Annotated in this window: 24 protein-coding genes and 1 other annotated feature; of the genes, 2 read left to right on the top strand and 22 right to left on the bottom strand. The window is 37.9% G+C overall.

Going from position 1 to position 24,652, the window contains the following annotated elements:
- Positions 1–221 precede the first annotated feature (221 nt).
- The 16 genes from pyrE to H9632_RS01245 form a co-directional block, all read right to left on the bottom strand.
- Positions 222–854 (bottom strand): orotate phosphoribosyltransferase, encoded by a 633-nt coding sequence (gene pyrE / locus H9632_RS01320; protein WP_191702327.1) that lies wholly within the window; start codon positions 852–854, stop codon positions 222–224.
- 1 nt (position 855) lies between these two features.
- Positions 856–1,563 carry an orotidine-5'-phosphate decarboxylase gene (gene pyrF, locus H9632_RS01315; protein ID WP_191702326.1) on the bottom strand — a complete coding sequence of 236 codons (708 nt, stop codon included), beginning with the start codon at positions 1,561–1,563 and terminating at the stop codon, positions 856–858.
- Between the two features lies 1 nt (position 1,564).
- On the bottom strand, positions 1,565–2,476 hold the full coding sequence (locus tag H9632_RS01310; RefSeq protein WP_191702325.1) for a dihydroorotate dehydrogenase: 912 nt from the start codon (positions 2,474–2,476) through the stop codon (positions 1,565–1,567).
- Positions 2,473–3,246 (bottom strand): dihydroorotate dehydrogenase electron transfer subunit, encoded by a 774-nt coding sequence (locus tag H9632_RS01305; protein ID WP_191702324.1) that lies wholly within the window; start codon positions 3,244–3,246, stop codon positions 2,473–2,475. The genes H9632_RS01310 and H9632_RS01305 overlap by 4 nt, the downstream gene beginning before the upstream one ends.
- A 1-nt stretch (position 3,247) precedes the next feature.
- On the bottom strand, positions 3,248–6,445 hold the full coding sequence (gene carB, locus H9632_RS01300) for a carbamoyl-phosphate synthase large subunit (RefSeq protein ID WP_191702323.1): 3,198 nt from the start codon (positions 6,443–6,445) through the stop codon (positions 3,248–3,250).
- Entirely contained in the window at positions 6,438–7,538 is a 1,101-nt protein-coding gene (locus H9632_RS01295; protein WP_191702322.1) for a carbamoyl phosphate synthase small subunit, read from the bottom strand. Before H9632_RS01295 ends, carB begins: the two co-directional genes overlap by 8 nt.
- Positions 7,538–8,812 (bottom strand): dihydroorotase, encoded by a 1,275-nt coding sequence (locus H9632_RS01290; protein WP_191702321.1) that lies wholly within the window; start codon positions 8,810–8,812, stop codon positions 7,538–7,540. The genes H9632_RS01295 and H9632_RS01290 overlap by 1 nt, the downstream gene beginning before the upstream one ends.
- Before the next feature lies 1 nt (position 8,813).
- A complete protein-coding gene (locus H9632_RS01285; RefSeq protein WP_191702320.1) occupies positions 8,814–9,692 on the bottom strand; it encodes an aspartate carbamoyltransferase catalytic subunit in 879 nt (292 codons plus the stop codon).
- Between the two features lie 243 nt (positions 9,693–9,935).
- Positions 9,936–11,234, bottom strand: a complete 1,299-nt coding sequence (locus tag H9632_RS01280) for a solute carrier family 23 protein (protein WP_191702319.1) — start codon at positions 11,232–11,234, stop codon at positions 9,936–9,938.
- 25 nt (positions 11,235–11,259) lie between these two features.
- Positions 11,260–11,805 carry a bifunctional pyr operon transcriptional regulator/uracil phosphoribosyltransferase PyrR gene (pyrR, locus tag H9632_RS01275; RefSeq protein WP_191702318.1) on the bottom strand — a complete coding sequence of 182 codons (546 nt, stop codon included), beginning with the start codon at positions 11,803–11,805 and terminating at the stop codon, positions 11,260–11,262.
- A gap of 399 nt (positions 11,806–12,204) precedes the next feature.
- On the bottom strand, positions 12,205–12,897 hold the full coding sequence (locus H9632_RS01270; RefSeq protein ID WP_191702317.1) for a hypothetical protein: 693 nt from the start codon (positions 12,895–12,897) through the stop codon (positions 12,205–12,207).
- Positions 12,890–13,486 (bottom strand): sigma-70 family RNA polymerase sigma factor, encoded by a 597-nt coding sequence (locus tag H9632_RS01265; RefSeq protein ID WP_225223613.1) that lies wholly within the window; start codon positions 13,484–13,486, stop codon positions 12,890–12,892. Before H9632_RS01265 ends, H9632_RS01270 begins: the two co-directional genes overlap by 8 nt.
- Before the next feature lie 517 nt (positions 13,487–14,003).
- The gene (locus H9632_RS01260; protein ID WP_191702316.1) at positions 14,004–14,906 is read right to left on the bottom strand and encodes an RluA family pseudouridine synthase; all 903 of its coding nucleotides are present in this window, start codon (positions 14,904–14,906) and stop codon (positions 14,004–14,006) included.
- Positions 14,906–15,382, bottom strand: a complete 477-nt coding sequence (gene lspA, locus H9632_RS01255; RefSeq protein ID WP_191702315.1) for a signal peptidase II — start codon at positions 15,380–15,382, stop codon at positions 14,906–14,908. The genes H9632_RS01260 and lspA overlap by 1 nt, the downstream gene beginning before the upstream one ends.
- 345 nt (positions 15,383–15,727) lie before the next feature.
- On the bottom strand, positions 15,728–16,870 hold the full coding sequence (locus tag H9632_RS01250) for a glycosyltransferase family 4 protein (RefSeq protein WP_225223612.1): 1,143 nt from the start codon (positions 16,868–16,870) through the stop codon (positions 15,728–15,730).
- A complete protein-coding gene (locus H9632_RS01245; protein WP_191702314.1) occupies positions 16,863–17,561 on the bottom strand; it encodes a glycosyltransferase family 2 protein in 699 nt (232 codons plus the stop codon). The genes H9632_RS01250 and H9632_RS01245 overlap by 8 nt, the downstream gene beginning before the upstream one ends.
- A gap of 155 nt (positions 17,562–17,716) precedes the next feature.
- On the opposite strand from H9632_RS01245, the gene H9632_RS01240 reads away from it, so the two are divergent.
- The gene (locus H9632_RS01240) at positions 17,717–17,893 is read left to right on the top strand and encodes a DUF2642 domain-containing protein (RefSeq protein WP_191702313.1); all 177 of its coding nucleotides are present in this window, start codon (positions 17,717–17,719) and stop codon (positions 17,891–17,893) included.
- A gap of 17 nt (positions 17,894–17,910) precedes the next feature.
- Positions 17,911–18,126, top strand: coding sequence for a hypothetical protein (locus H9632_RS01235; RefSeq protein WP_191702312.1), 216 nt, complete (start codon positions 17,911–17,913; stop codon positions 18,124–18,126).
- 152 nt (positions 18,127–18,278) lie between these two features.
- On the opposite strand, the gene H9632_RS01230 is transcribed toward H9632_RS01235, so the two are convergent.
- From H9632_RS01230 to H9632_RS01205, 6 genes are all read right to left on the bottom strand, one after another.
- Entirely contained in the window at positions 18,279–18,605 is a 327-nt protein-coding gene (locus tag H9632_RS01230) for an AzlD domain-containing protein (protein WP_191702311.1), read from the bottom strand.
- Entirely contained in the window at positions 18,602–19,318 is a 717-nt protein-coding gene (locus H9632_RS01225) for an AzlC family ABC transporter permease (protein WP_191702310.1), read from the bottom strand. Before H9632_RS01225 ends, H9632_RS01230 begins: the two co-directional genes overlap by 4 nt.
- Positions 19,319–19,408: 90 nt before the next feature.
- Positions 19,409–22,174 carry an isoleucine--tRNA ligase gene (ileS, locus tag H9632_RS01220; RefSeq protein ID WP_191702309.1) on the bottom strand — a complete coding sequence of 922 codons (2,766 nt, stop codon included), beginning with the start codon at positions 22,172–22,174 and terminating at the stop codon, positions 19,409–19,411.
- 257 nt (positions 22,175–22,431) lie between these two features.
- Positions 22,432–22,753: a binding site (T-box leader), on the bottom strand.
- A gap of 67 nt (positions 22,754–22,820) precedes the next feature.
- Complete coding sequence (locus H9632_RS01215) at positions 22,821–23,366, bottom strand: DivIVA domain-containing protein (RefSeq protein ID WP_191702308.1); 546 nt, start codon at positions 23,364–23,366, stop codon at positions 22,821–22,823.
- Between the two features lie 96 nt (positions 23,367–23,462).
- Positions 23,463–24,251, bottom strand: coding sequence for a YlmH family RNA-binding protein (locus H9632_RS01210; protein ID WP_191702307.1), 789 nt, complete (start codon positions 24,249–24,251; stop codon positions 23,463–23,465).
- A gap of 141 nt (positions 24,252–24,392) precedes the next feature.
- The gene (locus H9632_RS01205) at positions 24,393–24,650 is read right to left on the bottom strand and encodes a YggT family protein (RefSeq protein WP_191702306.1); all 258 of its coding nucleotides are present in this window, start codon (positions 24,648–24,650) and stop codon (positions 24,393–24,395) included.
- Positions 24,651–24,652 lie beyond the last annotated feature (2 nt).

Raw genomic sequence — 24,652 nt, 5'->3', positions numbered from 1 at the left:
AATTTTTTATAAATAAATTGCGTTTATGACTGTATTTATATCTTTTTTACATAAAACAAACTTAACAAATTCACTAAAAAAGTTTAATACACTAACATTCTATTAAACTTCACTTTTAAAAAAACTGAAAATTTTTATAACTGGATTATATAACTATAATAAAAACGTGTAAAGTAAATTTTTTTTACTTTCACACGTTTTCGAAAATTTATAATAATTTTTTATTTTAATTTTCCATCTTTTAAGTCTTTATGCCATTTTTTCAAGAATGGGATTTCTTTTTCTTGAATATTACCTGATTCTTTAGCCGCATCAACTAAAAAATCAAAATTTGTTAATGAAGTATATTTTACATCCGCTGCTTCAAATGCTTGCTCTGCTTTAGGTAAATTATAAGTGTATACACAGACAACACCTAAAACTTCACAGCCCGCCGCTCGCAATGCCTCTACTGCGGTGATCGCTGAGCCACCGGTCGAAATGATATCCTCTACTACGACTACTTTTTGACCCTTTGAATATTTCCCTTCAATTTGTTTGCCGCGCCCATGTTCTTTTGCTTTTGAACGTACATATACCATTGGCAATTCCAAAATATCAGCAACCCATGCAGCGTGTGGGATACCTGCTGTTGCTGTACCTGCTACTACATCACAGTCTGAAAAATCTTCTTTAATAATCTCTGCTAATCCATTAGCAATTTGTTTACGAATAATTGGATCAGAAATTGTTAAACGTGTATCACAATATATAGGAGATTTAATACCAGAAGCCCATGTAAATAAATCGGTTGGATTCAGTTCAACAGCTCCTACCTTTAACATTGCGTGTGCGATTTTATTTTGTAATGACATATTAGTTTTCCTCCCAAAGTTTAGAAACTTTTTTATAGGCAGCGACAGGATTGTCTGCCCCTGTTATAGCTCGACCGACTACGATAAGGGATGAACCATCTTTTTTTGCTCCATCTGGTGTAGCAATACGTTTTTGGTCATGCGCCTCACCGCCAAGCATACGAATACCTGGGGTTACCCGTAAAAAATCTTCACCGCAAGCTTCACGTATTGCGTGCGCTTCATGAACTGAGCATACTACCCCGTTAAGGCCAGCTTGTTTCGTTAACTGAGCATAATGTAAAACTGACTCTTGAAGCGATAAGCCGGTTTTTTGTTCATTTTGCATTTGCAGTTCTGTTGTTGATGTTAGCTGTGTCACTGCAATGAGTGCAGCACGTTTTTTCCCTGCTTCTGTTCCGGCTTCCAACCCGTCCAAAGCGCCTTCCATCATGGCACGTCCTCCCGCCGCATGAACATTCACCAAGTCCACTCCAAGTCGTGCTAAGCCCTTCATAGCCGACTTTACAGTATTAGGTATGTCGTGAAGCTTTAAATCCAAAAAGATGTCATGTCCTTCACTTTTTACTCGATGAACGATGCTAGGACCTTCCTGCATATAAAGCTCCATTCCAATCTTAACGAAAAGCTTTTCTTCAAACTGCGCTAAAAAGCCCATTACATCCTTTTCACTCGGAAAATCCAATGCAATAATTGGTTTTGTATTCATATTAACGGTGGCTCCTTCCGATAATTTCTGAAATATGTTCAACTTGCAATACATCTAGCAAGCCTGGTAATTCTTCAATAATCGTAGGGCATACGAAGTGATCGACAAAGTTTGCAGTACCAACTGCAACGGCTGATGCACCTGCAGACATAAAATCAATGACATCTTGCGCGCATGTTATACCACCCATACCGATAATCGGAATATTTACCGCTTTATAAACATCATATACCATACGAATAGCAACTGGTTTAATAGCTGGACCGGATAATCCACCTGTTCCATTAGCGATGACTGGTTTGCCTGTTCGCTCATCCAAACGCATACCCACAAGTGTATTAATCATTGTAATGCCATCTGCTCCGCCTGCCTCAACAGCTTTTGCGATGTCGACAATATTCGTTACATTTGGCGATAATTTTACATAAACCGGTACGCTTGAAACAGCCTTAACAGCAGCAGTTAATTGTTGAGCAGTACTAGGGTCTGTTCCAAATTGGATCCCCCCGCATTTTACGTTCGGGCATGAGATATTTAATTCCAAGGCTTTTACATTAGATGCCTTCGATATACGTTCTGCGACTTCTACATAGTCTGCAACTTCCGTACCCGCAACATTTGCAATAATCGGTACATCATAGTCTTCTAAAAACTTAAGTTCTTCCCCCATAACTTTTTCAATACCCGGGTTTTGCAATCCAATCGCATTTAACATCCCAGCAGAAGTTTCTGCCACACGTGGCGTTGGATTCCCTTTACGTGTTTCTACAGTTGTTGCTTTAATCATGATTGCACCAAGAAGTGATAGGTCATATAGCTTTGCATATTCGCGCCCGAAGCCGAAGCAACCTGAAGCAGGCATAATTGGGTTTTTTAGTTCTAATCCTGGAAGTTGTAAATTTAATCGGCTCATAATGCCACAACTCCTTTCGGGAATACTGGCCCGTCAGAGCACACTTTAACATAATCTTTTTCGTAGTTTTCAGTTGTATCACATACACAGGCAAAGCACGCCCCGATACCGCAGCCCATACGCTCTTCAAAAGATAAATAGCCCTCTTTTTCCGGATAGTAGGCTTCCAATGCACGCAACATCGGTAACGGACCGCAAGAGTAAAATACGTCAAATTCAGGTTTCACTTGGTCGAATACAGTTGTGACAAAACCTTTCGTTCCTTTCGTTCCATCTACAGTTGCAAAGTAAGTGTCGCCTAAAACCTTAAATTGCTCCTCATAGAAGCACACATCTTCCGATTGGAAACCTAAAACATGGATTGTTTTCACACCGCGCGCATTTAGTTGCTTAGATAATTCGTGTAGTGGTGGTACACCAATACCTCCGCCGACTAAAAGCGCTGTTTGACCAGGTTCCGCTGCTTCAACAGGGAAGCCATTTCCAAGAGGCCCTAATACATCCACTATTTGTCCTTCACGGTTTGTTGCAAGGAATTTTGTTCCGCGGCCTTCTGCACGATAAATCATTGTAAATTGGTTTTTTTCTTTATTTACATTTGCGATACTAATCGGTCTACGCAGCAACGGTTCGAATGTATCCGACACCTTTACATGAACAAACTGGCCAGGAGTCATGTCCTGAACCAGTTGTCCTTGTAGTGTCAATTCGAAAATATTCGTGGCAATTTGCTTCTGCAAAATAACAGTCATTTTCTCTTGACGAATCATTTTAATGTACTACCTCCGCTTTCGGCATTTCTTCTGCTGTAAATGTCATGGATTCAATAACACGCAGCATTGCTTCTGCTGTATCAAGTGATGTTAAACAAGGTACACCATTTTCCACTGACTCACGGCGAATTCGGAAGCCATCACGTGCTGGTTGTTTTCCCTTAGTTAATGTGTTAACAACTAATTGTGCTTCGCCATTTTGAATCATATCAATTAACGTTTTCCCTTTACCGCCGATTTTTTCAACGACATCGGTTTTCACACCATTTTCTTCAAATAGCTTAGCTGTACCTTCTGTCGCTACAATGCGGTAGCCAACTGTTGAAAAGCGTTTTGCTAAATTAACAGCCTCTTCTTTATCTTTATCCGAAACTGTAAACAGAATTGTACCGTGTGTCTTAATTTCCATACCTGCCGCTACAAAGCCTTTGTATAATGCTTTTTCGAAAGTTGCATCTTTCCCCATTACTTCACCTGTCGATTTCATTTCAGGTCCTAAAGTAATATCCACGCGACGTAATTTTGCAAACGAGAACACCGGAACTTTCACGAATACGCCTCGTTTTTCAGAAGCTAATCCTGTAGGGTAACCTTGCTCGACGATTGTTTGACCTAGAATCGCTTTCGTTGCAATGTTTGCCATTGGGATATTTGTGATTTTACTTAAGAATGGTACTGTACGAGAAGAACGTGGGTTTACTTCGATTACGTAAATCTCCCCTTCACTCATGACATATTGGATATTCATTAACCCAACAATTCCCAAACCTTTTGCAAGACGTGTTGTATAGTCTACTAATGTTTCTTTCTGTGTATCTGTTAATTTTTGAGGTGGATAAACTGAAATGGAGTCACCAGAGTGTACCCCTGCGCGTTCAATGTGTTCCATTATGCCTGGGATCAAAACGTTTTCTCCGTCACAGATTGCATCAACTTCAATTTCCTGACCTGTTAAATAACGGTCAACTAGCACCGGATGATCTGGAGATGCTTCTACTGCATGCTCCATATAATGCGCCAGTTCTTCCATATTGTAGACAATTTCCATTGCACGTCCACCAAGGACATAAGAAGGACGGACTAATACCGGGAAGCCTAATTTTTCACCGATTACTAACGCTTCTTCCTTTGATACCGCAGTTTCCCCAGCAGGTTGTGGAATACCAAGTTCCTGCAAGGCTGCTTCAAACTTATTACGGTTTTCAGCACGGTCAATATCTTCCAATGTCGTACCTAAAATTTTTACACCGTTCGCTTCCAACTTGTCAGCTAAGTTGATTGCCGTTTGACCACCGAACTGTACAACAACGCCAATTGGCTGCTCTAAATCGATAATATGCATAACGTCTTCGATTGTTAATGGCTCAAAGTATAATTTATCCGAAATCGAGAAGTCTGTTGATACCGTTTCAGGGTTTGAATTGATGATAATCGCTTCGTAGCCTGCTTCTTGAATTGCCCATACCGAGTGAACTGTTGCATAGTCAAACTCTACCCCTTGACCGATACGAATCGGGCCTGAACCAAGTACTACCACAGATGGTTTGTCTGTACGGATTGATTCATTTTCTTCCTCGTATGTGCCGTAGAAGTACGGTGTGTTCGATTCGAATTCGGCCGCACAAGTATCCACCATTTTATATACTGGGATAATGCCCTGCTCTTTACGGAATGCATACACCTCTTGCTCTTTCATCTCCCATAGCTGGGCAATTTTCTTATCTGCAAAGCCTAAACGTTTTGCTGTGCGTAATACTTCTTTATTCATTTTATTTTCGACAAGTGTATTTTCCATATCGACAATTTTCTTCAATTTTGTCAAGAAGAATAAGTCGATGGCAGACCACTCATGAATTTTTTCCACAGATACACCGCGGCGAATCGCTTCTCCAATGAAGAATAAGCGCTCGTCCCCAGCTTTTTTAATACGCTTTTCAATCCAAGAATCCGATAACTCTTCAGCGTTTTTCATCTCAATGTGTACATGACCTGTTTCCAATGAACGTACTGCTTTTAATAATGCTTCTTCAAATGTACGACCAAGTGCCATTACTTCACCTGTTGCCTTCATTTGAGTACCTAAGTTACGTTTTGCAGACTCGAACTTATCAAATGGCCAACGGGGAATTTTAGCTACGATATAATCAAGTGCCGGCTCGAAACATGCAAATGTTGAACCAGTTACCGGGTTTTTAATTTCATCCAAAGTAAGACCTACTGCAATTTTTGCAGCTAATTTCGCAATCGGATAGCCTGTTGCTTTTGAAGCTAATGCCGATGAACGAGATACACGCGGGTTTACTTCAATTACATAGTATTGGAATGAATATGGGTCTAACGCTAATTGTACGTTACAGCCACCTTCAATTTTTAATGCACGAATAATTTTCAGTGAAATATTGCGCAGCATTTGGTTTTCGCGATCCGATAATGTTTGTGTCGGGGCTACTACGATTGAATCTCCAGTATGAATACCTACTGGGTCGAAGTTTTCCATATTACAAACAACGATTGCATTATCTGCAGCATCACGCATTACTTCATATTCAATTTCCTTAAATCCTGCAATCGATTTTTCAAGTAAGCATTGTGTAACTGGAGAATATTTCAAACCTGAAGTTACAATCTCCTGTAAATCCTGGTCATTATGACATATTCCCCCGCCCGTACCACCAAGCGTGAATGCTGGACGCACAATTACCGGGTATCCAATTTTTGCAACGAAGGCTTTCGCTTCTTCCATATTGTGGATGATATCTGATTCTGGAACAGGTGCTCCTAGCTCATACATTAAATTACGGAAAAGATCGCGGTCTTCAGCTTTATGAATGGCATCTAATTTTGTCCCTAAAATCTCGATTCCTAACTCATCTAAAATACCCGACTCATCAAGCTCAATCGCCATATTTAAACCTGTTTGACCACCTAAAGTAGAAAGGATTGCATCTGGACGCTCTTTACGTAAAATACGGGATACGAATTCTAAAGATATTGGCTCGATGTACACTTTATCTGCAATTTCTGTATCCGTCATAATTGTCGCTGGGTTTGAGTTAATTAAAATTACTTTATAGCCCTCTTCTCTTAATGAAAGACAAGCTTGTGTTCCTGCATAGTCAAATTCTGCTGCTTGTCCGATAACAATGGGACCTGATCCGATTACTAAAATTGTATTTATGTCTGTACGTTTAGGCATGTTGGTTCTCCTTTGCTGCTTCTATTTCCATCATTTCAATAAATTCATCAAATAAGTGATTCGAGTCTTCCGGACCTGGTGAAGCTTCCGGATGGTATTGCACAGTGAAGATTGGATATTTTTTATGACGTACTCCTTCACAAGTACCATCATTTAATGCGATATGTGTTAATTCTAAATCTGTATCTTTTAATGAATCGATATCAATTGCATAGCCATGGTTTTGGCTCGTTAAATCGGTACGACCTGTTCGTAAATCTTTTACTGGATGGTTGCCCCCTCGGTGACCAAATGGCAACTTAAAGCTTCGCGCGCCACATGCTAATGAGAATAGTTGGTGACCTAGACAAATACCGAAGATTGGCACTTTTCCGATTAGACCTTTAATTGTTTCAATACCTTCTGATACGTCTTCCGGATTACCTGGTCCGTTTGATAGCATAATACCGTCTGGATGCAATGCTAAAATTTGTTCAGCTGTTGTGTTATAAGGAACAACGAGTACGTCGCAATCACGTTTGTTTAACTCGCGTAATATCCCATGTTTCATACCAAAATCCAATAAAACAACTCGTTTACCACGACCTGGTGATGGATATGCTGCTTTAGGCGACACTTCACGAACATGGTGTGTAATAAATGGTGTTTCCTGAAGTTGTGCAACTGTTTCTTCTACATTTACTTCAGCATCTGCTTCAGTTAAAATGGCACGCACCGCACCTTTTGCACGAATAATCCGTGTTAATTTACGTGTATCTATTCCTTCAATCCCAGGGATGTCCTGCGCTGTTAAATACGCATCCAACGACATATCCGATCGCCAATTTGATGGGTAATCCGCCAATTCACGTACTACAAATCCTCTAATAGCTGGTGTAATGGATTCAAAGTCATCACGGTTAATGCCGTAATTTCCGATTAAAGGATACGTTAATGTAACGATTTGACCATAAAATGAAGGGTCAGATAATGTTTCTTGGTAGCCCGTCATCCCTGTTGTAAATACAACTTCTCCCTGACTTGCTTTATCACTACCGAATGCCGTACCTGTAAATACAGTACCGTCTTCTAAAATTAATAAACGTTTCTTCATTATTCTGCCTCCTGATATACAATATTGCCTTCAAAAATTGTTACTACCGGCCAGCCTTTTGCGGCCCATCCATTAAATGGCGTGTTGCGTCCTTTTGATACAAAACCTTCTGCATCAATCGTCTGCTCTTTTTCTAAATCGATTAGTACGATATCCGCTGAAGCTCCTACCTCCAATGTTCCGTATGGAAGATCAAAAATTTGAGCCGCCTTCACACTCATCCAATCTACTAATTGTTTTAATGTCCATTTTCCCGTTGCTACAAAGTTTGTATATAGTAATGGGAATGCTGTTTCAAAACCGACAATTCCGAATGGTGCACCAACCATGCCACAGCATTTTTCTTCTACTGTATGTGGGGCATGGTCTGTTGCGATACAATCAATCGTTCCGTCAAGTAATGCTGCATACAGTGAATCTTTATCGTCTGCAGCACGTAATGGTGGGTTCATCTTCCAGTTGGCATCGTCTGATGGAATGTCCATTTCTTCTAATAATAGGTGGTGCGGACAAACTTCCGCTGTCACTTTAATTCCTGCTGCTTTGGCGTCTCTTACTGCACGTACAGATTCTTTCGTTGATACATGGCATACATGGTAGCGTGCACCTGCAGCTTCAGCTAGCAGTACATCACGTGCAATTTGAACAGATTCACAAATTGACGGAATCCCCGGTAAGCCTAGTTCTTTATTTCGTTTTCCTTCGTGCATAACACCATCGTAAATAAGCGAGTTATCTTCACAGTGTGCAACGACTACGGCATCAAGTTTTGCTGCTTGCTGCATTTGCTCATACATTGTAGAAGCCAACTGAATACCAACCCCATCATCAGAGAATGCTACTGCACCATGTGCTTTTAACTCTTCCATGTCAGTTCGGACTTCCCCTGATATATCCTTTGTTAGTGATCCATATGGTAATACGCGAATGATTGCACTGTCTTTAATTAAATTATTAATCAGCTGCATATTTTCTACAGAATCTGGTACAGGTTTTGTATTTGGCATGGCACAGATCGTTGTAAAGCCGCCCTTTGCAGCTGAAGCTGATCCTGTTGCAATCGTTTCTTTATGTTCAAATCCTGGCTCGCGTAAATGTGTATGTACGTCTACAAAACCTGGTGATGCGAAAAGACCTTTTCCGTCTATAATTGCGGCATTAGATGGAATGTCCCCATTAATTGAAGAGATTTTGCCATTTTCTATTACAATAGTAGAAATTACTAATTCTCCTTTTTCATTTAGCAAGTTTACGTCCTGTATTACTGTTGTCATCTTATTCTCTCCCTTTCAAAATCGTTTCTAAAATAGCCATTCGTGTGTAAACACCGTTTCGTACTTGTTGAAAAATTCGGGAACGTTCGCATTCTACAAGAGCATCAGCAATCTCTACATCACGGTTAACCGGGGCCGGGTGCATAATAATCGCATTTTCTTTCATCCGTATTTCTCTTTCAACCGTTAAACCATATTCTTCATGGTAGCTCTCTTTTGAGAAATTTTTACTTACTGAATGCCGTTCGTGTTGAATTCGTAATAGCATAATGACATCGCTATCTTCGAGCACTTCATCCCAGCTATGTGCTGCTTCAAAATCCCCCGCCCAGGCAGGGGGACATAAAAATCGGACATTTGCCCCTAAACGTTGTAGTGCTGTCGCATTCGACTTTGCTACGCGACTATGTGATATATCACCGACAATTGTTATATTTAAGCCTTCAAATTCACCAAACTCTTTTCGAATGGTATAAAGATCGAGTAAACATTGGGAAGGATGTTGACCAGCACCATCACCTGCATTAATAACCGCGCACCCGATTCCTTCTAAAAGCTCGTTGTAATATTCATCTTCCTTATCCCGGATTACGACTGCATCGATTCCGATCATTTCCAATGTTCTGACAGTATCGTACAGGGTTTCCCCTTTTGTAGTGCTCGAAAATTCTGCATCAAAGGGTATTACCGTACAACCTAGACGGCGTTCTGCCATTTCAAAGCTTGTTTTTGTCCGAGTGCTAGGTTCAAAAAATATATTTGCTACATTGTAAGCGCGCTTTAGAATCGGTTCTTTTCCATTTTCGAAACTTTGTGCTCGTTCTAAAATAGACATTATTTCTTCATTCGATAAATGATCCATTGATAATAAATTTTTCATGCCCGCGCCCTCCGCTACTATCATTTACATGTCAGCATAACTGATAGCGTAATTTTATTTTATTACATTATGTATATTTAATCTACTGATTGTTTAAATATGCATACACTGTTCATAAATAAGCCTCGCTATCATAGTTAGCGAGGCTTAAAGGGTGTAACAAACTAAGGTATCATTCTGTTAATGAACCTTGCATGTCATACCCTTCGCTGCCTCTCTGGACAAATCTTTAAAAGGTATTGCTTATTCTTCTATTTCATATATATCTTTTTCAACTATTTCACGACCAGGTAATACTAGATTTAAAACAACACCGATAATCGACGCTAACGCCATACCTTCAATTGCAAAGCTTTCTGTGAATCGCATTGCCGCTCCGCCGATTCCTACTACTAAAATGACAGAGGCAATTACCATATTACGGTTGTTTCCAAAGTCTATGTTGTTCTCCACAAACATACGTAAACCGCTTGCTGCAATGATACCGAACAGTAAAATTGAAATCCCGCCAAGCACTGCTGTTGGAATTGTTTCTATTAAAGCCATTAACTGCCCTGAGAATGACACGATAATTGCGACTATCGCTGCACCTAAAATAACGTAAACCGAGTAAACACGTGTGATCGCAAGTACACCAATATTTTCGCCGTACGTTGTTTTTGGAGGTCCCCCGATTAACGCTGATGCAAATGTTCCTAGTCCATCTCCTAAAAGGGAGCGATGTAAGCCTGGATCTTTAACATAGTTACGGTTTACAACTTTTCCTAATACTAACTGGTGACCGATATGTTCTGAAATCGTTACAATAACAACTGGTACCATACCGATTAAAATAGCACTTGTAACTTTGAATTCATAATCAACGCCTGGAATCAGGAAGTCCGGCATTGCCAAAAAATTCGCATTTTGCACTGCTGTAAAGTCAACGATACCAACAATTACTGAGTAAATATAACCCACTACGATTCCAAGTAAAATTGGCATTGCACTTAAAATATTTTTAAAGAATACGTTGAAAATAATAGCTGCTGCTAATGTTACCAATGCTGCCGAGAAGTGAAGTCCATTGTATTCCCCATCCACGTTCATCGCCATATCGACTGCTACACCTGAAAGTCCTAATCCAATAACGATAATAACCGGTGCTACAACGATTGGTGGTAATATATTCATTAGCCACTTATAACCTGTTTTCCAAATTAATAAAGATACAATTCCGTATACTACCCCGACCGCCATTGCTCCGATCATGGCATTTCCCGGATTCACCTCCACACCTGCTTGACCAAATCCTGTTACTAAAAGAATTGGTGAGATAAAAGCAAAGGAAGAGCCTAAGTAAGCTGGCACTTTAAATTGCGTTACGAGCAGGAAAATAATTGTGGCAATCCCGCTTGTTAAAAGTGCAATTGCAGGGCTTAACCCAACTAATTTCGGCACTAAAATTGTTGATCCGAACATGGCAAACATGTGCTGGAAGCTGAACGTTATAAGTTGACCGGCTCTTGGTTTCTCATGAATATCTAATACTGCTTTTGACATTATTTTCTCTCCCTGTACGCTCTAATTAATCTACTTTATGAATCGTGATAATATCTTGTCCATCTGTTTCTTCTAAATTCACTAGTATACGCTCTGCACTAGATGTCGGGATATTTTTCCCTACATAGTCTGCTCTGATAGGAAGTTCCCTATGACCACGATCCACTAAAACTGCTAACTGAATTTGCGCAGGTCTTCCTAAATCCATGACAGCATCCAAAGCCGCCCGTACTGTCCTTCCTGTATAAAGAACATCATCAATAAGAACAATTTTTTGGTCGCTTACTTGATATTCAATATCTACTTGCTGTACTTGAGCCTGATCATCCACTTGCTTTGTGGATAAATCATCGCGGTACAATGTAATATCCAGCTCCCCTGTTCGGATCGCTTTCCCTTCAATTGTTTCAATTCTTTCTGCAAGACGTTTGGCTAAATAGGCACCGCGCGTTTTAATTCCTACTAGAATTACTTCATCAATACCTTTATTACGTTCAATAATTTCGTGTGCAATCCTTGTAATTGCACGGTTCATCGATGGGCCATCCAGTAACACTGAAATATGTTCCATGTTCATTCTCCTTTCATTTTTTAGTAATGTTCACGGGGATGTTCAATGTCTTCATCTCAAAACAAAAAACCCTCTAGAAGTTCTAGAGGGTTTGAAAAGGTCATGTTGAAAAAACTGCATACGGGTATTTTTGCGCACAAAAGTTCCGTAATGCTTACATTATCCCTTCTCAGCCTCTCTGGACTGCCATTAAAGGTGAACAATATTCTGATTAGTAGCGTCTACTTGCTTGCTCTCGTCAAGGTCTGTAGCTCACTGTAGTCAGTATATGCCTCATCAATTTAGAAGTCAATAAACATTCTGAAGGTCAGACAACTGAAAATAATGTTTAAACAATCGTAATTATCTGTTATTTTAAATCAAAACTACATAACCTATTATCTTGAAGTATATATAAAGCTAATCTGTACTTTCTATCAATTTTATATACCCTTCATTCTCCATTAGTTGTTCTGGTTCGGCAATTGATAAATATAAATACAAATTCCCCATAGGAGTTGTCTCAGCTTTTATTATATGAGAAGTTTCACTTGAATAAAGGTAATGGTCTCCATAAGCCGTAAATTTCATTCCATTGTATGCATTATATATTTTTTCTAACTGTTCTTCATTTGTATTCAGAAGTAACATTAAAAATAACTTCTCATCATAAAAATAAAATCTGGCCTCTCCCTTATAATCTAATATAAAATCAGCACCATTGCCGTCCTCTTGAATTTCTGTTATTTCATTATCCGCAAATAGTTCTGCTACTTGAATTTTTGTTGACTCCTTTTCTCCTAAGCGTTCTATTACTTTTGATTTTGAGTCGCCTAAAGTGAATCCATTAATAAAAAATAAGCCTTGTTCTTCATAAAATTCTGGTTGAGTAAAGTCAAATTGTGGAACATTAGCTGAATGCTGATTATCATTCATTATTTGGTTTAACATAAAGAACATCACACATAATGTAAAAACTGCACTAATTATAATAAAACGCCATTTATATTTTGGTTTTGGTGATTTATTCTCGATTTCATGCACTACATTTTGCATAACACGTTGTTTAATTATTTTTAAATCTTTTATCTCATTAGGTGTATAGTTATCCATTTAGCAGCACCTCCCATTCTATGTCTTTCAATCCATCCTTTAATAGTTCTTTTCCTCTTCTTAATCGCGTTTTAATTGTACTTTCTGGAGTAAATAATAACTGGGCTATCTCACTAATTTTCATTTCATTAAAATAATAATAGATAAGAACTTCTCTATGTTTTAACGGCAATCTAAGGATTGCCTCACCAACGATTGTTTGCTCATCTTTTCTAACCATTTCATCTGATTCTATTCTACTCGTCGAAGGAAAGATTTTATTTTGCAGCTGTACTTTTTTATAAGTCCAACTTTTCAAGTAATCTTTACTTTTATTGGCGGTTACTTTATATAAAAAAGCTTTTAGTTCCCCACGTTCTTCATATTTATATTGAGCATGATATATTTTTATAAATACTTCCTGTACAATATCCTCGGCTGCTTGGCGATCCTTTACGTAGTAATAAGCTAAACGGATCAACGGTTCTGTATAGTGATTCATTATTTCTTTTAAATCATGAATAGTTAACAAGAATACAACTCCTTTCTCTAGATTATTAACGATTTCCAATATGTAAGAGTTTGGATTTATAAAAATAATTGTTTTCAATGTTTTAACTTCTCAGCATGATCAATAATATGGTATATATTGTATTATTTTACCATCAAAAAACCAAGTTTTTCATTTCCCCCTAAAATAAGGGAATATTTTACCGTTATTTTAATTAATTGTTCATTTTTAGGTTAAATAAGGGAACGTTTTACCGTTATTTTAAATAAAATCTTGAAATTTCATGTTTTTTAGGTCAATAACGGAAATTCCTCCCCTTATTTTCACTATTTTTTATGTTATTTTAAAAATAACGGAAATTCATTCCTCTATTTATCTCGTTATGCAATTCAATCTACAAAAGCTTTGGAGCCAAGCCGCCGGAAAGGATTACAACGGACACGAGCTTCAAAAACACTCGCTTCAACGCATTTCTCTCGTAGCGTAGCAGATCGAACTTCAGTAGAAATTTTTATTTTTTCAATTTTGTCATTCCAACTTATGGTGATGATTCACCTAAAAAATACAAAAAAAACCGAACCCTCTAAAGGATTCGGTTGCTCTTATAGGAAATAAATTACCCGCGTAATTCTTCTATTAATTGTTTGAAGTCTTCCGGTATTGGGGACTCGAACTCTAAATATTCTTTTGTTACTGGATGGATGAATCCTAATACACCTGCATGTAATACTTGCCCGCCAAAATCGATTGTTTTCTTTGGACCGTATTTTGGATCGCCTGCCAATGGGTAGCCGATATAATTCATGTGTACACGGATTTGATGTGTTCTTCCCGTCTCTAAGCGACATTCTACTAAAGTAAACTCACCAAAACGCTCCATTACTTGGAAGTGTGTCACTGCATGTTTGCCCTTATCTACAACTGCTTGCTTTTGTCGATCTTTTTGATCACGCCCGATTGGAGCATCAATTGTCCCTTTTTCATGAGCAATGTGACCATGTACAAGAGCTGTATATTTACGCGTTACCGATTTATCGACCAATTGATTTACTAATCCTTCATGGGCAACGTCATTTTTTGCAACCATTAATAAACCCGATGTATCTTTATCAATTCGGTGCACAATTCCAGGACGTGCGACACCGTTAATGCCTGATAAGTCTTTGCAATGATGCATTAAACCGTTTACTAAAGTGCCTGAAGCATGTCCAGGTGCTGGGTGTACTACCATGCCACGTGGTTTGTTTACAACTAATACATCTGCATCTTCATAAATAATCTCTAAATTTAAATCTTCTGGGACGATTTCTAAATCTTCCACTTCAGGAACATCTACTTCAATGACGTCCCCTTGTCTTACTTTGTATTTTGCTTTTACTTTCACGCCATTTACTAAAATGCGCTCTTCTTCAAGCCAATTGCCAATTTGTGAACGTGACCATGATTCTTCCATTTGTGAAAGTGCCTTATCAATACGTTCTCCAGCTAGTTCCTCTATCGTTAATGTGACTACTGCCATTATTTCACCTTTTTCTTATCCTTTTTTTCTTCTAGAATGATCGTAATAAAGAGCATGACTACAGCAATTGTCAATGCTGCATCAGCTATATTGAAGATTGGGAAGTGATAATTGACTACCGGTATATAAACATCGACAAAATCAACAACTTCTCCACGGAATAAACGGTCAATAAAGTTTCCAACCGCACCACCTAAAAGTAGCATTAAACTAATATGATAAAGTGGCTTACCCTTTGCTTCTGTATGATTAAAATAAATAATGGCGATAATGACAGCAACTGTTACGATTGTGAACAACCACATTTGTCCTTCCAGCATGCCCCAAGCAGCACCTCGATTACGATGCGATAAGATGCCAAACCAAGGATCCCAAACACTGATGCGTTCACTTAATTCCATATTTTTAACGACTAGCCATTTTGTCCATTGATCTAAAATGACTGCAACTATAGCTATTCCGTAATATTTATACACAGCAAATCCTCCGTTTACGATATATCTTTCCTATCTTATCATATAGACAATGCAACAAGCTACAAAAACACAAGCTCAAAGCCTTATAATATCAAGGTTTTCTATTTATATTATTAGCTTCAACTTTGCAATAAAATATATATTAATGTTTGTATTTGGGGCAAATTGGGCTAATCTTATGTACTAAATTTTTAGGGAAAGGAAATTGATACAGCAAAGGTTTATGAATTCTAAAATTTACGAAAATGGCTCAATTCCACTGATTTAGGAATCGAGCCATTATTATGTAATCGATGGACCGGAGATAAACAATTAATCCAATCCATCCGATATAAAATAATTTTTTCACTTTGAAATGTCATCTTTTTTAGTTTCAGAGTAGATTTTCAAAATTTCTTGTGTGACTGTCTGAATGTTAAATTTCTCTTTGATAATCTCTCTAGATTTCTTTCCATTTAGCTTGAGCTGTTCTTGATCCGTCAATAATTTTGTTAAATCGTCTCTTACTATGTGTCTGCTACAAGGCACTATTGATCCATGGTCTCCAAAGTAATGGTTCCATGCTTCTTCTAGATTGTCATTATTCACAATCCCAAAATAGCCATGGTTTCCAATCGCAATAATTTGTTTTTCCGATGCCATTGCTTCTAAAGCCACGCGTCCTGTTCCGACTATACAATCAGCAGCTCCATAAAAAGCATTCAAATTTTTTTGTTCACCTACGACGTGAATGAACGTGTCATTACATGTTTCTTCAATCTTTCGGGATAAGAATTTAATGTCATCTAATTTATCGCCACCTCCTACAATAATTACATGAAGATTAGGAAATAAATTCAATTTCAAATCTTTACAGGCTCGTAAAAAGATACTACAAACATGAGCCTTTGCCCATGCAATTCTACTTGCGTACAGAAGGACAATAGAGTCTTTAGGTATTTTTAAATCATTTCTAATCTCTTCAGAAGAGGAATTTCCTGGATAATCTTCTAAATCAATTCCGTTTGGTACTAAGTAAGGATTTTCTATATTAAATGTCTTTGCATAATTACATAAGGGAGGACTAACACAGATCACTGCATCGGCTAATTTAAAAAGTTCCTCTATTTCATGGTTTGGATAATAGGTTCCATGTATGGTTAAGACTGTAGCAATACCTTTATTATTTGCTGCCTGCCCAGCTAAATAACCTGATGGTGTCTGATGAATATGAATATGAGAAATATTTTCGAAGTCTATGATCTGTTCTATTTTTTGAACTAACTCTAATTCATGATTTTTTGAAAGGGAAATCGTTTTTGGGAAATCTATATGATAAATAGGACATTGCAACTCTTCGAAGGAATTAACTAAACTTCCATTTTTTTGAGCTGCAATAGCAACAAAAATATTATTTTTAATTAATTCTTTTGCTAAACCTAATACATGTGTTTCAGTTCCTCCAATATATAATGCATCAATTACAAGTAAAATTCTTACCCTATCCAATATTATCACCGCCATAAAATGTTTTAGATCGTTGTTGATCATGTTGCCGATAGTAATATAAGACCTCATTTAAATTTTCAACCATTAAATTCGCATTTAAAAATTTCACGATAAATTCATAGTCTTCTGCACCAAGAATTCTTCGAGTCGGACCGCCAAGCATGTCAAAAACCTTTCCACGGAACAAGATGGTTCCATGACAGATACAGTGACCACCTTCTGCATAAATCTTCCGAATATCATCCCCATATACTAACCAATTTGCCGTTTGCCCATTTTCTTTTAAATTGATATCAGTAAACACCTGATAATTTGTTCCGATTAGATCATACTCTTGATTTTTTTCTAAAAAGTCTACTTGTTTTTCAAAACGAAATGGATGTGAAATATCATCCGCATCATTAACCGCAATATACTCACCTGAACTCATAAAATATCCGATTGTCAGAGCTCCTGCAAACCCTGTATTTTTAGGAAGATTACATACGATTATTGGGAAAGTTGGATTTGATTCTTCTATCCACTTTTCTACTATATTTTGCGTTTGATCAGTCGAGGCATCGTTCACGAGTATTACTTCCATTTTTTCGTATGACTGGGCTTGTAGTGAATTTAGGCAATCTACTATATATGGGCCAGCATTATAGCACGGAATAACAACACTTACTAATCCATCTTGTCTATCCTTCATAATGATCACCTCACAGGTATGATATGAATTTTATTTCATATACTTTGTGCGCAATACTCAATTTTTATTAAAATAACAAAAGTTAGAATATATACCTAAGTAACTTTTTATTACAAACATATACTTTAAGATTCCATTATAGAAGGGGGATTAGTATGCAGCAGCTTCGTGCAGTTCTTAATTCTTTAAAAGATTCAACTTTAGAAGTTACAACGGAATATTCAAAAGTTTCTGGGACGTTAATAGAAGTTAAACCTGACTATATCACGCTAAGGTCAAATTCTAGTTTACTGTATATTCCATTAGGGAGTATTCAAAATATAGCTTATTAAAATAGGGGGTGATTGGATTGAATACAAAATTATTTTTACAGCTTGGAGAATATTTGAATAGGGAAATAACCGTTGCAGTAGGTGAAGAACTAATTACTGGAACATTAGAATCGGTAAATACGGATTTTTTAATACTAACTGAATCAACAGAACATTATGAAAGAGAATCTAGAACTAGAATCATCATTTTCTCACAAATAAGCTTTGTACAAGTAGCCGAACAGTTAGCATAAGTAAATGAACAAAGTTGATGTGATGGAATACAAAAGGATACTGTAAAAAAAAGGCTATCCTATAGTTCAATTTTTATGGATAGCCTTATTAATATAGAAGTGTAATTTTTGATGCAATTATGTTTAGGATTACAAAATATCAGCTTTTCACTTTAACTGAAAAAAAATCGAAATCCGGCCATTGTCACGACTCCGGCAATCACTGTTTTCGATAAACTTTTTGAAAGTAATGCGACAAGTAATGTCGGGATAAACACAAGTATATTTATCCATTGTACCGTTACAATAGTAGAATCTTTTTTGAAAAAACCTTCAATTACCAATGCTGATAATATACAAACGGGTATGTATGCAAGCCAGCGCAGGACAATTTTTGGCAATTTCATATTTTTCACTAATATAAACGGCAATATTCTAGGGATCCATGTTACAAGGGCACAGCCTAAAATTAATAATACCATTGCTATAGAAGTTGTCATTTTTCCAATGCCACCCCAATCGTTGCTACTACAACAGTCGATAATAGGACGGCTAAATGTCCCGGCATAAAGTAGAGCATTCCGTACATGCTGAAGACCATAATGAGAATCAGCTTTATGTAATGCATTAATTTTTCTTTTGGGATACTCGCGAGTGTTAGAACAAGCAATGCGACAAACATTGCCACTAACGCATAGTCCAGCCCCCATTTTTCAGGATTCGGTAGCCATTGACCGATGACTCCACCTATTGTACACGCCGCAATCCAAGTCGTATACGCTGTAATATTAAGACCATCCATCCATTTCCCGCCAAGACGTCCTTCTTTCCCAGCAGCGACAACGGATACGCCGAACGTCTCATCGGTTAGTAACGTACCAAAGCCTATGTTGCGCAATGTTGAATACTTAGTAAAATAAGGAGCAATCGTTAAAGACATAAGTAAATGACGTAAATTTACGATGAAAATAGTGATGATGACAGCAGTAACAGGTGCACCCGCTAAATAGAGTCCACAGAATATAAACTGAGCTGATCCTGCATAAACAAGCATCGACAGTAAAAACACTTCAAGTACAGAAATTCCGGATGCAATTCCAACAACTCCAAATGCTACACCGATGCTTATATAGCCGAGTAAAGTTGGGATACAATCTTTTACACCCTGTATAAATGTATCAGGTGTAAGCTGCTTTTGTTCTACTTGTTCCAAAGCTATATCTCTCCTAATTTTTTTATTTTTCAGAAAACAAAAAGCTATAAAGAACGCCATTACCTATTCGGCAACAGCGTTCTGAATTTTTTATACGTAATAGTTTTCTACAACATCCGCACAGCGTTTACATAAAGTCGCATGTAATTCGCTCGTCCCGACTGTTTCTGAAATTGTCCAGCAGCGCTCACACTTTTCACCGTCCGCTTTTTCTACTACTAAAGCTGTTTTCTCTAGTACTAAAGCTTCTTCCGGTGCATTTTCTTTACTGCCGGCGATAAAGAATTGAGAAACGATAGAAAGCTGTGCAAAGTCGATATTTGCATCATTTAACAATTCGATTGTTTCACTGTCTGCATAAACTGAAATTTTTGCTTCTAATGATTTACCGATTGTTTTTGCATTACGCGCTTCTTCTAGCGCCTTTAATACTTCATTTCTTACTGCAATAACTTTCGACCACTTTGCACGTAATTCGGCAAAGTTTTCTTTCTCTACCGCTTCAGGGAAGTCTGTTAATTGTACAGATTGTGGCTTGCCTTCAAATTCAATATAGCTCCACAATTCTTCAGTAGTATGTGGAATAATTGGAGTTAATAATTTTACTAACGCCATTAACGTATCATACATCACTGTTTGCATTGCACGACGGTAATTATTATCTTTCCCTTCGATATATACAACATCTTTTGCAATATCCAAATAGAAAGAAGAAAGCTCGATTGCTACAAAGTTATTCACAGTTGTATATACTGTCGAGAAGTCATAACGGTCATATGCAGCTCGAATTGTTTTGATCACATCTTGTAATCGCATATACATGTACTGATCCATCTCACGCAAATCTTCATATGCTACCCGGTCAGTCGTTTCGTTAAAGTCTGTCACATTTCCGTGTAAGAAGCGCAGGGTATTACGCACTTTTCGGTATGTTTCAGAAACTTGCTTCAACATATCCATTGAAATACGAACGTCCCCTGTATAATCAACTGATGCTACCCACATACGAATAATATCGGCACCATATTGATTCATCACTTTGATTGGGTCAATCGTGTTGCCAAGTGATTTTGACATTTTACGTCCTTCTCCATCTAATACGAAACCATGAGTTAATAGACCTTTATATGGTGCATGACCATTAATAGCTACAGATGTAATTAGAGAAGAGTTGAACCAGCCACGGTGTTGGTCGGAACCTTCTAGATAAAGGTCAGCTGGATATTTCATACCACGCTCTGCAAGTACACCTTGGTGAGATGAGCCTGAGTCGAACCATACGTCCATAATGTCATTTTCTTTTGTAAATTTACCGTTCGGGCTACCTTCATGCGTAAAGCCTTCCGGTAATAATTCTTTCGCCTCACGCTGGAACCAAATATTTGAACCATGCCCACGGAATAATTTTGAAATATGAGCAATAGTTTCTGGAGTAATGATCGGCTCGCCATTTTCTGCGTAGAAGATTGGAATCGGTACACCCCATGCACGTTGGCGGGAAATTACCCAGTCACCACGGTCACGAATCATATTGTAAAGACGTGTCTCACCCCATGCAGGTGTAAACTCAGTTGCAGAAACCGCATCTAATAACTCATTACGGAACATTTCTACAGATGCGAACCATTGTGGTGTTGCACGATAAATTACTGGTTTTTTTGTACGCCAGTCATGTGGGTAAGAGTGTTGGAATTTAGAAACACTCAATAACGCGCCTTCTTCTTTTAATTTTTCAATTACAATTGGATTAGCTTTTTCATAGAATAATCCTTCAAAGCCAGGTGCTTCGTCCGTGTAGCAACCGCCGTTATCGACTGGTGATAAAATATCCAAGCCGTATTGTTTACCAACTTGATAGTCATCTTCACCATGACCTGGTGCTGTGTGTACACATCCAGTACCCGCTTCAGCCGTAACGTGCTCACCAACCATTACTAATGAATCGCGTTTATAAATTGGATGCTCCGCTACGATCATTTCAAGCTCTGCGCCTTTTACTTCCTGAACGATTTGCACATCTTCCCAACCAAACGTAGAAGCTAATTTATCTAATAAATCTTTCGCTACGATATATTTGCCACCATTTGCTTCTACTACAGCATATGTGAATTCCGGATTTACTGAAATTCCTAAGTTTGCAGGAATTGTCCATGGTGTCGTTGTCCAAATAACAAATTTTGCATCTGCAGGAACAACACCTTTTGCATCTTTAATACCAAATCCTACGTAGATCGAATAAGATTCAACGTCTTTATATTCAATTTCCGCTTCTGCTAGTGCAGATTCAGAAGATGGTGACCAGTAAACTGGTTTTAAACCTTTGTAAATATAGCCTTTTTCCGCCATTTTACCGAAAACTTCGATTTGACGTGCTTCGAACTCTGGTTTTAATGTGATATACGGATTTTCCCAATCACCACGTACACCTAGACGACGGAATTGACCTTTTTGATTTTCGACTTGTTCATATGCATATTTTTCGCAAAGCTGACGGAATTCTGCAACCGACATTTCTTTACGCTTAACACCTTTATTCGTTAACGCCTGTTCGATTGGTAAACCGTGTGTATCCCACCCTGGAATATAAGGTACATGGAAACCTGTCATCGATTTTTGACGATTGATCATGTCTTTAATTACTTTATTCAATGCATGCCCGATATGGATATCACCATTGGCATATGGAGGACCATCATGTAATACATAGTGTGGACGATCTTTTGTGCGCTCTAACACCAATTTATTGATGTCCATTTCATCCCATTGTGCCTGAACTTGCGGCTCCTTCGTTGGTAACCCTCCACGCATCGGGAAGTCGGTTTTCGGCATTAATAACGTATCTTTATACTCTACCATTTAAAATTCCTCCTAATTATCTTATTGATTGCTGATTACTGATTGTTGATTTCCATTCCGGGGCGGACGCTTTCCGCGGGCGTGGCCTGAGCCTGTAGTCTCAGGCGTCACGCTATTCCCGCTGGAGTCGCCTCCCCTCCATTCCAATCAACGTTTAAGCAAATGATTTAGCGTTCTATATTAATTATAATTTTTTTAACGCTCTTAAGGATTTGGTTACTTTTTAAACAACAAAAAAGCCCCTCCATCCCTTATAAAAAAGGGACGAGGAGCATTAATCTCGTGGTACCACCCTAAATTCGCTAAAAATATAGCCTCATTAGACACTGTAACGTCGTGTTCTACGAAATAGCTTACTAATCAATTACGCCTTGGTGTAATTGTGTCCAGGTTTTTTTGAGTAAACTCAAAAATTCCCTTTAAAAAATCTGTGACATCTGCCAGAGGCTTCTCTTTATTAGAGTTTCAGCTATTTAGCTCGAGAGTGATTTTCAATTTAACCTGTTTCGTTCGAGCTCCCACCATCCTCGAATCGCTAACCCACACTGTTAAATTTACTGTCTCCGTCAACGCATGATGCAATATGCATCCTATTCATTATTTTTCAGTATATGAAAAGGCAAGATGAAATGTCAAGTCCCCACCATTAATAGACAGCATTTTCATCATTTTGACTATCTTCATTAGTTTCATGGCGATTGTTATCCTGAATTTCCGTTAAATCGACATCGTATTCTAACAAACGATCCCAATCATCAGTATTTAACAAATCGAGTTGAGCTTCTACTAGCATTTTAAAACGATTACGGAATACTTTAGATTGTTTTTTTAATTCGTCAATTTCAATTGCAATTTTTCGTGCTTTTGTTAAGGCATCATTTACAATACGATCTGCATTTTTCTCGGCTTCCTTGACGATTAACTTCGCTTCTTTTTCTGAGTTGCGACGCACTTCACCTGCAGCCTCTTGTGCAACGATAATCGACTTTTGTAATGTGTCTTCCAAAGAATTATAGTGATTCATTTGAGTAGACATCATTTTTACTTTCTCTTCCAGATCCTTTTTCTCGCGTAAAATAATTTCATAGTCTTTAATTATTTGATCTAAAAACTCATTTACTTCGTCTTCAGCGTATCCACGGAATCCGCGTGTAAATTCTTTATTATGTATATCAAGAGGGGATAATGGCATATCGTTCTACTCTCCTTTTTTTGCGTATGTTCTTAAGAGTATTATAATCGTTTCTCTACTGAATAACATCATATTTCCCCAAAAACTGATGAAAAATTATACTTTTTGCTCTAAACGTCCTACTTGTAAACGTATTTTATCTTTTTTCGTTCGCCCTTCTGTCATAATGACTTTCATGCGTCCATATCCGCGCGCAGAAATAATATCTCCTTCCTGTAGTTCAAAGGCGACTGCTTCACGCACTGTCCAATTTACTTTAACCTTGCCGCCCTGGATTAAGCTTTGCGACTTTTGCCGTGAAATATTTGTGATCGTTGCAAGTACAACATCCAATCGCATCGATGAAACAGTATGTGAACTTTCGCTCCATTGTTCCTCGTTTAGAATAAGAGCTGTACCAGGATTCACTACTTCAGCATGCACCTTTACTTTGCCAATTCCCGATAAATTCGCTCTTACATAATCAGCTATTTCTGTTGCCAAAGCAAATTGCACTGTATTTTCAGCAAGACGGATATCCCCAAACTTCCCACGATCCAAACCAATTGATAAAAGTGCACCCAATACATCAGGATGGCGAAGCTGCACAAACTTTGATGGATAACTCAACGCATAAACTTCTATTTGAAAATCCGATTCTTCCGGTTGTAAATAGGAAGGCGCAATCAACATACGTTTGCGCTCTGCATCTTCAAAGACTCCTTCTGTAAACACTTGAATTTCTTCCGATTGATGAATGATGGATTGAACGATAAAACGTTGGCGAGGATCTAAAAAATCAGTGAGCTTCGGGGCGTAACGATCCTCTACTTCACGTTGCCAACCGATTACTTGCTCAATAAATGGCTGCTCATCTTTGCGGAAATGTTGTATTAAATGCTCCATCACTATGCCTACTTTCTTATAGAATATATTTCTATTTTTTCCATTTTTCTTTTAATATAAACTTCTCGTAAAACATAATTACTTTACTTTTTATTAAAAATAAAGAAAACTCCTACATTAGCAGGAGTTCGTTCAACTATATTATAAGAAAAATGCTAGTACGCTATAAACGCCACGCTCAATAAATACTAATGCAAATAAACCTACAATTGGTGATATATCAATCATGCCAATCGGTGGGATAAACTTACGGAAAAATCCTAAATACGGTTCACATACTGTTTCAAGGAAACGACCAACGGGTGAATCTTGTAGCGCTGGAACCCAAGACATTAATATGTAACCAATCAGCATAAAACGATATATTAGAAATGCTGTTGATACTAATTGAAAAATCATAA

The organism is Solibacillus merdavium (assembly GCF_014836935.1).
Taxonomy (GTDB): Bacteria; Bacillota; Bacilli; order Bacillales_A; family Planococcaceae; genus Solibacillus; species Solibacillus ferritrahens.
This window is presented reverse-complemented; position numbering and strand designations above follow the sequence as displayed.

What these genes read in the sequence shown, in the direction of transcription:
- H9632_RS01290 (WP_191702321.1), bottom strand. Translation starts at nt 8,812, where the DNA reads ATGACAACAGTAATACAGGACGTAAACTTGCTAAATGAAAAAGGAGAA.
- H9632_RS01230 (WP_191702311.1), bottom strand. Translation starts at nt 18,605, where the DNA reads ATGACAACTTCTATAGCAATGGTATTATTAATTTTAGGCTGTGCCCTT.
- H9632_RS01210 (WP_191702307.1), bottom strand. Translation starts at nt 24,251, where the DNA reads ATGGAGCATTTAATACAACATTTCCGCAAAGATGAGCAGCCATTTATT.
- H9632_RS01305 (WP_191702324.1), bottom strand. Translation starts at nt 3,246, where the DNA reads ATGATTCGTCAAGAGAAAATGACTGTTATTTTGCAGAAGCAAATTGCC.
- H9632_RS01205 (WP_191702306.1), bottom strand. Translation starts at nt 24,650, where the DNA reads ATGATTTTTCAATTAGTATCAACAGCATTTCTAATATATCGTTTTATG.
- H9632_RS01215 (WP_191702308.1), bottom strand. Translation starts at nt 23,366, where the DNA reads ATGCCATTATCCCCTCTTGATATACATAATAAAGAATTTACACGCGGA.
- H9632_RS01245 (WP_191702314.1), bottom strand. Translation starts at nt 17,561, where the DNA reads ATGAAGGATAGACAAGATGGATTAGTAAGTGTTGTTATTCCGTGCTAT.
- H9632_RS01280 (WP_191702319.1), bottom strand. Translation starts at nt 11,234, where the DNA reads ATGTCAAAAGCAGTATTAGATATTCATGAGAAACCAAGAGCCGGTCAA.
- pyrR (WP_191702318.1), bottom strand. Translation starts at nt 11,805, where the DNA reads ATGGAACATATTTCAGTGTTACTGGATGGCCCATCGATGAACCGTGCA.
- ileS (WP_191702309.1), bottom strand. Translation starts at nt 22,174, where the DNA reads ATGGTAGAGTATAAAGATACGTTATTAATGCCGAAAACCGACTTCCCG.
- H9632_RS01310 (WP_191702325.1), bottom strand. Translation starts at nt 2,476, where the DNA reads ATGAGCCGATTAAATTTACAACTTCCAGGATTAGAACTAAAAAACCCA.
- carB (WP_191702323.1), bottom strand. Translation starts at nt 6,445, where the DNA reads ATGCCTAAACGTACAGACATAAATACAATTTTAGTAATCGGATCAGGT.
- H9632_RS01260 (WP_191702316.1), bottom strand. Translation starts at nt 14,906, where the DNA reads ATGGCAGTAGTCACATTAACGATAGAGGAACTAGCTGGAGAACGTATT.
- H9632_RS01295 (WP_191702322.1), bottom strand. Translation starts at nt 7,538, where the DNA reads ATGAAGAAACGTTTATTAATTTTAGAAGACGGTACTGTATTTACAGGT.
- H9632_RS01240 (WP_191702313.1), top strand. Translation starts at nt 17,717, where the DNA reads ATGCAGCAGCTTCGTGCAGTTCTTAATTCTTTAAAAGATTCAACTTTA.
- pyrF (WP_191702326.1), bottom strand. Translation starts at nt 1,563, where the DNA reads ATGAATACAAAACCAATTATTGCATTGGATTTTCCGAGTGAAAAGGAT.
- H9632_RS01270 (WP_191702317.1), bottom strand. Translation starts at nt 12,897, where the DNA reads ATGGATAACTATACACCTAATGAGATAAAAGATTTAAAAATAATTAAA.
- H9632_RS01285 (WP_191702320.1), bottom strand. Translation starts at nt 9,692, where the DNA reads ATGAAAAATTTATTATCAATGGATCATTTATCGAATGAAGAAATAATG.
- pyrE (WP_191702327.1), bottom strand. Translation starts at nt 854, where the DNA reads ATGTCATTACAAAATAAAATCGCACACGCAATGTTAAAGGTAGGAGCT.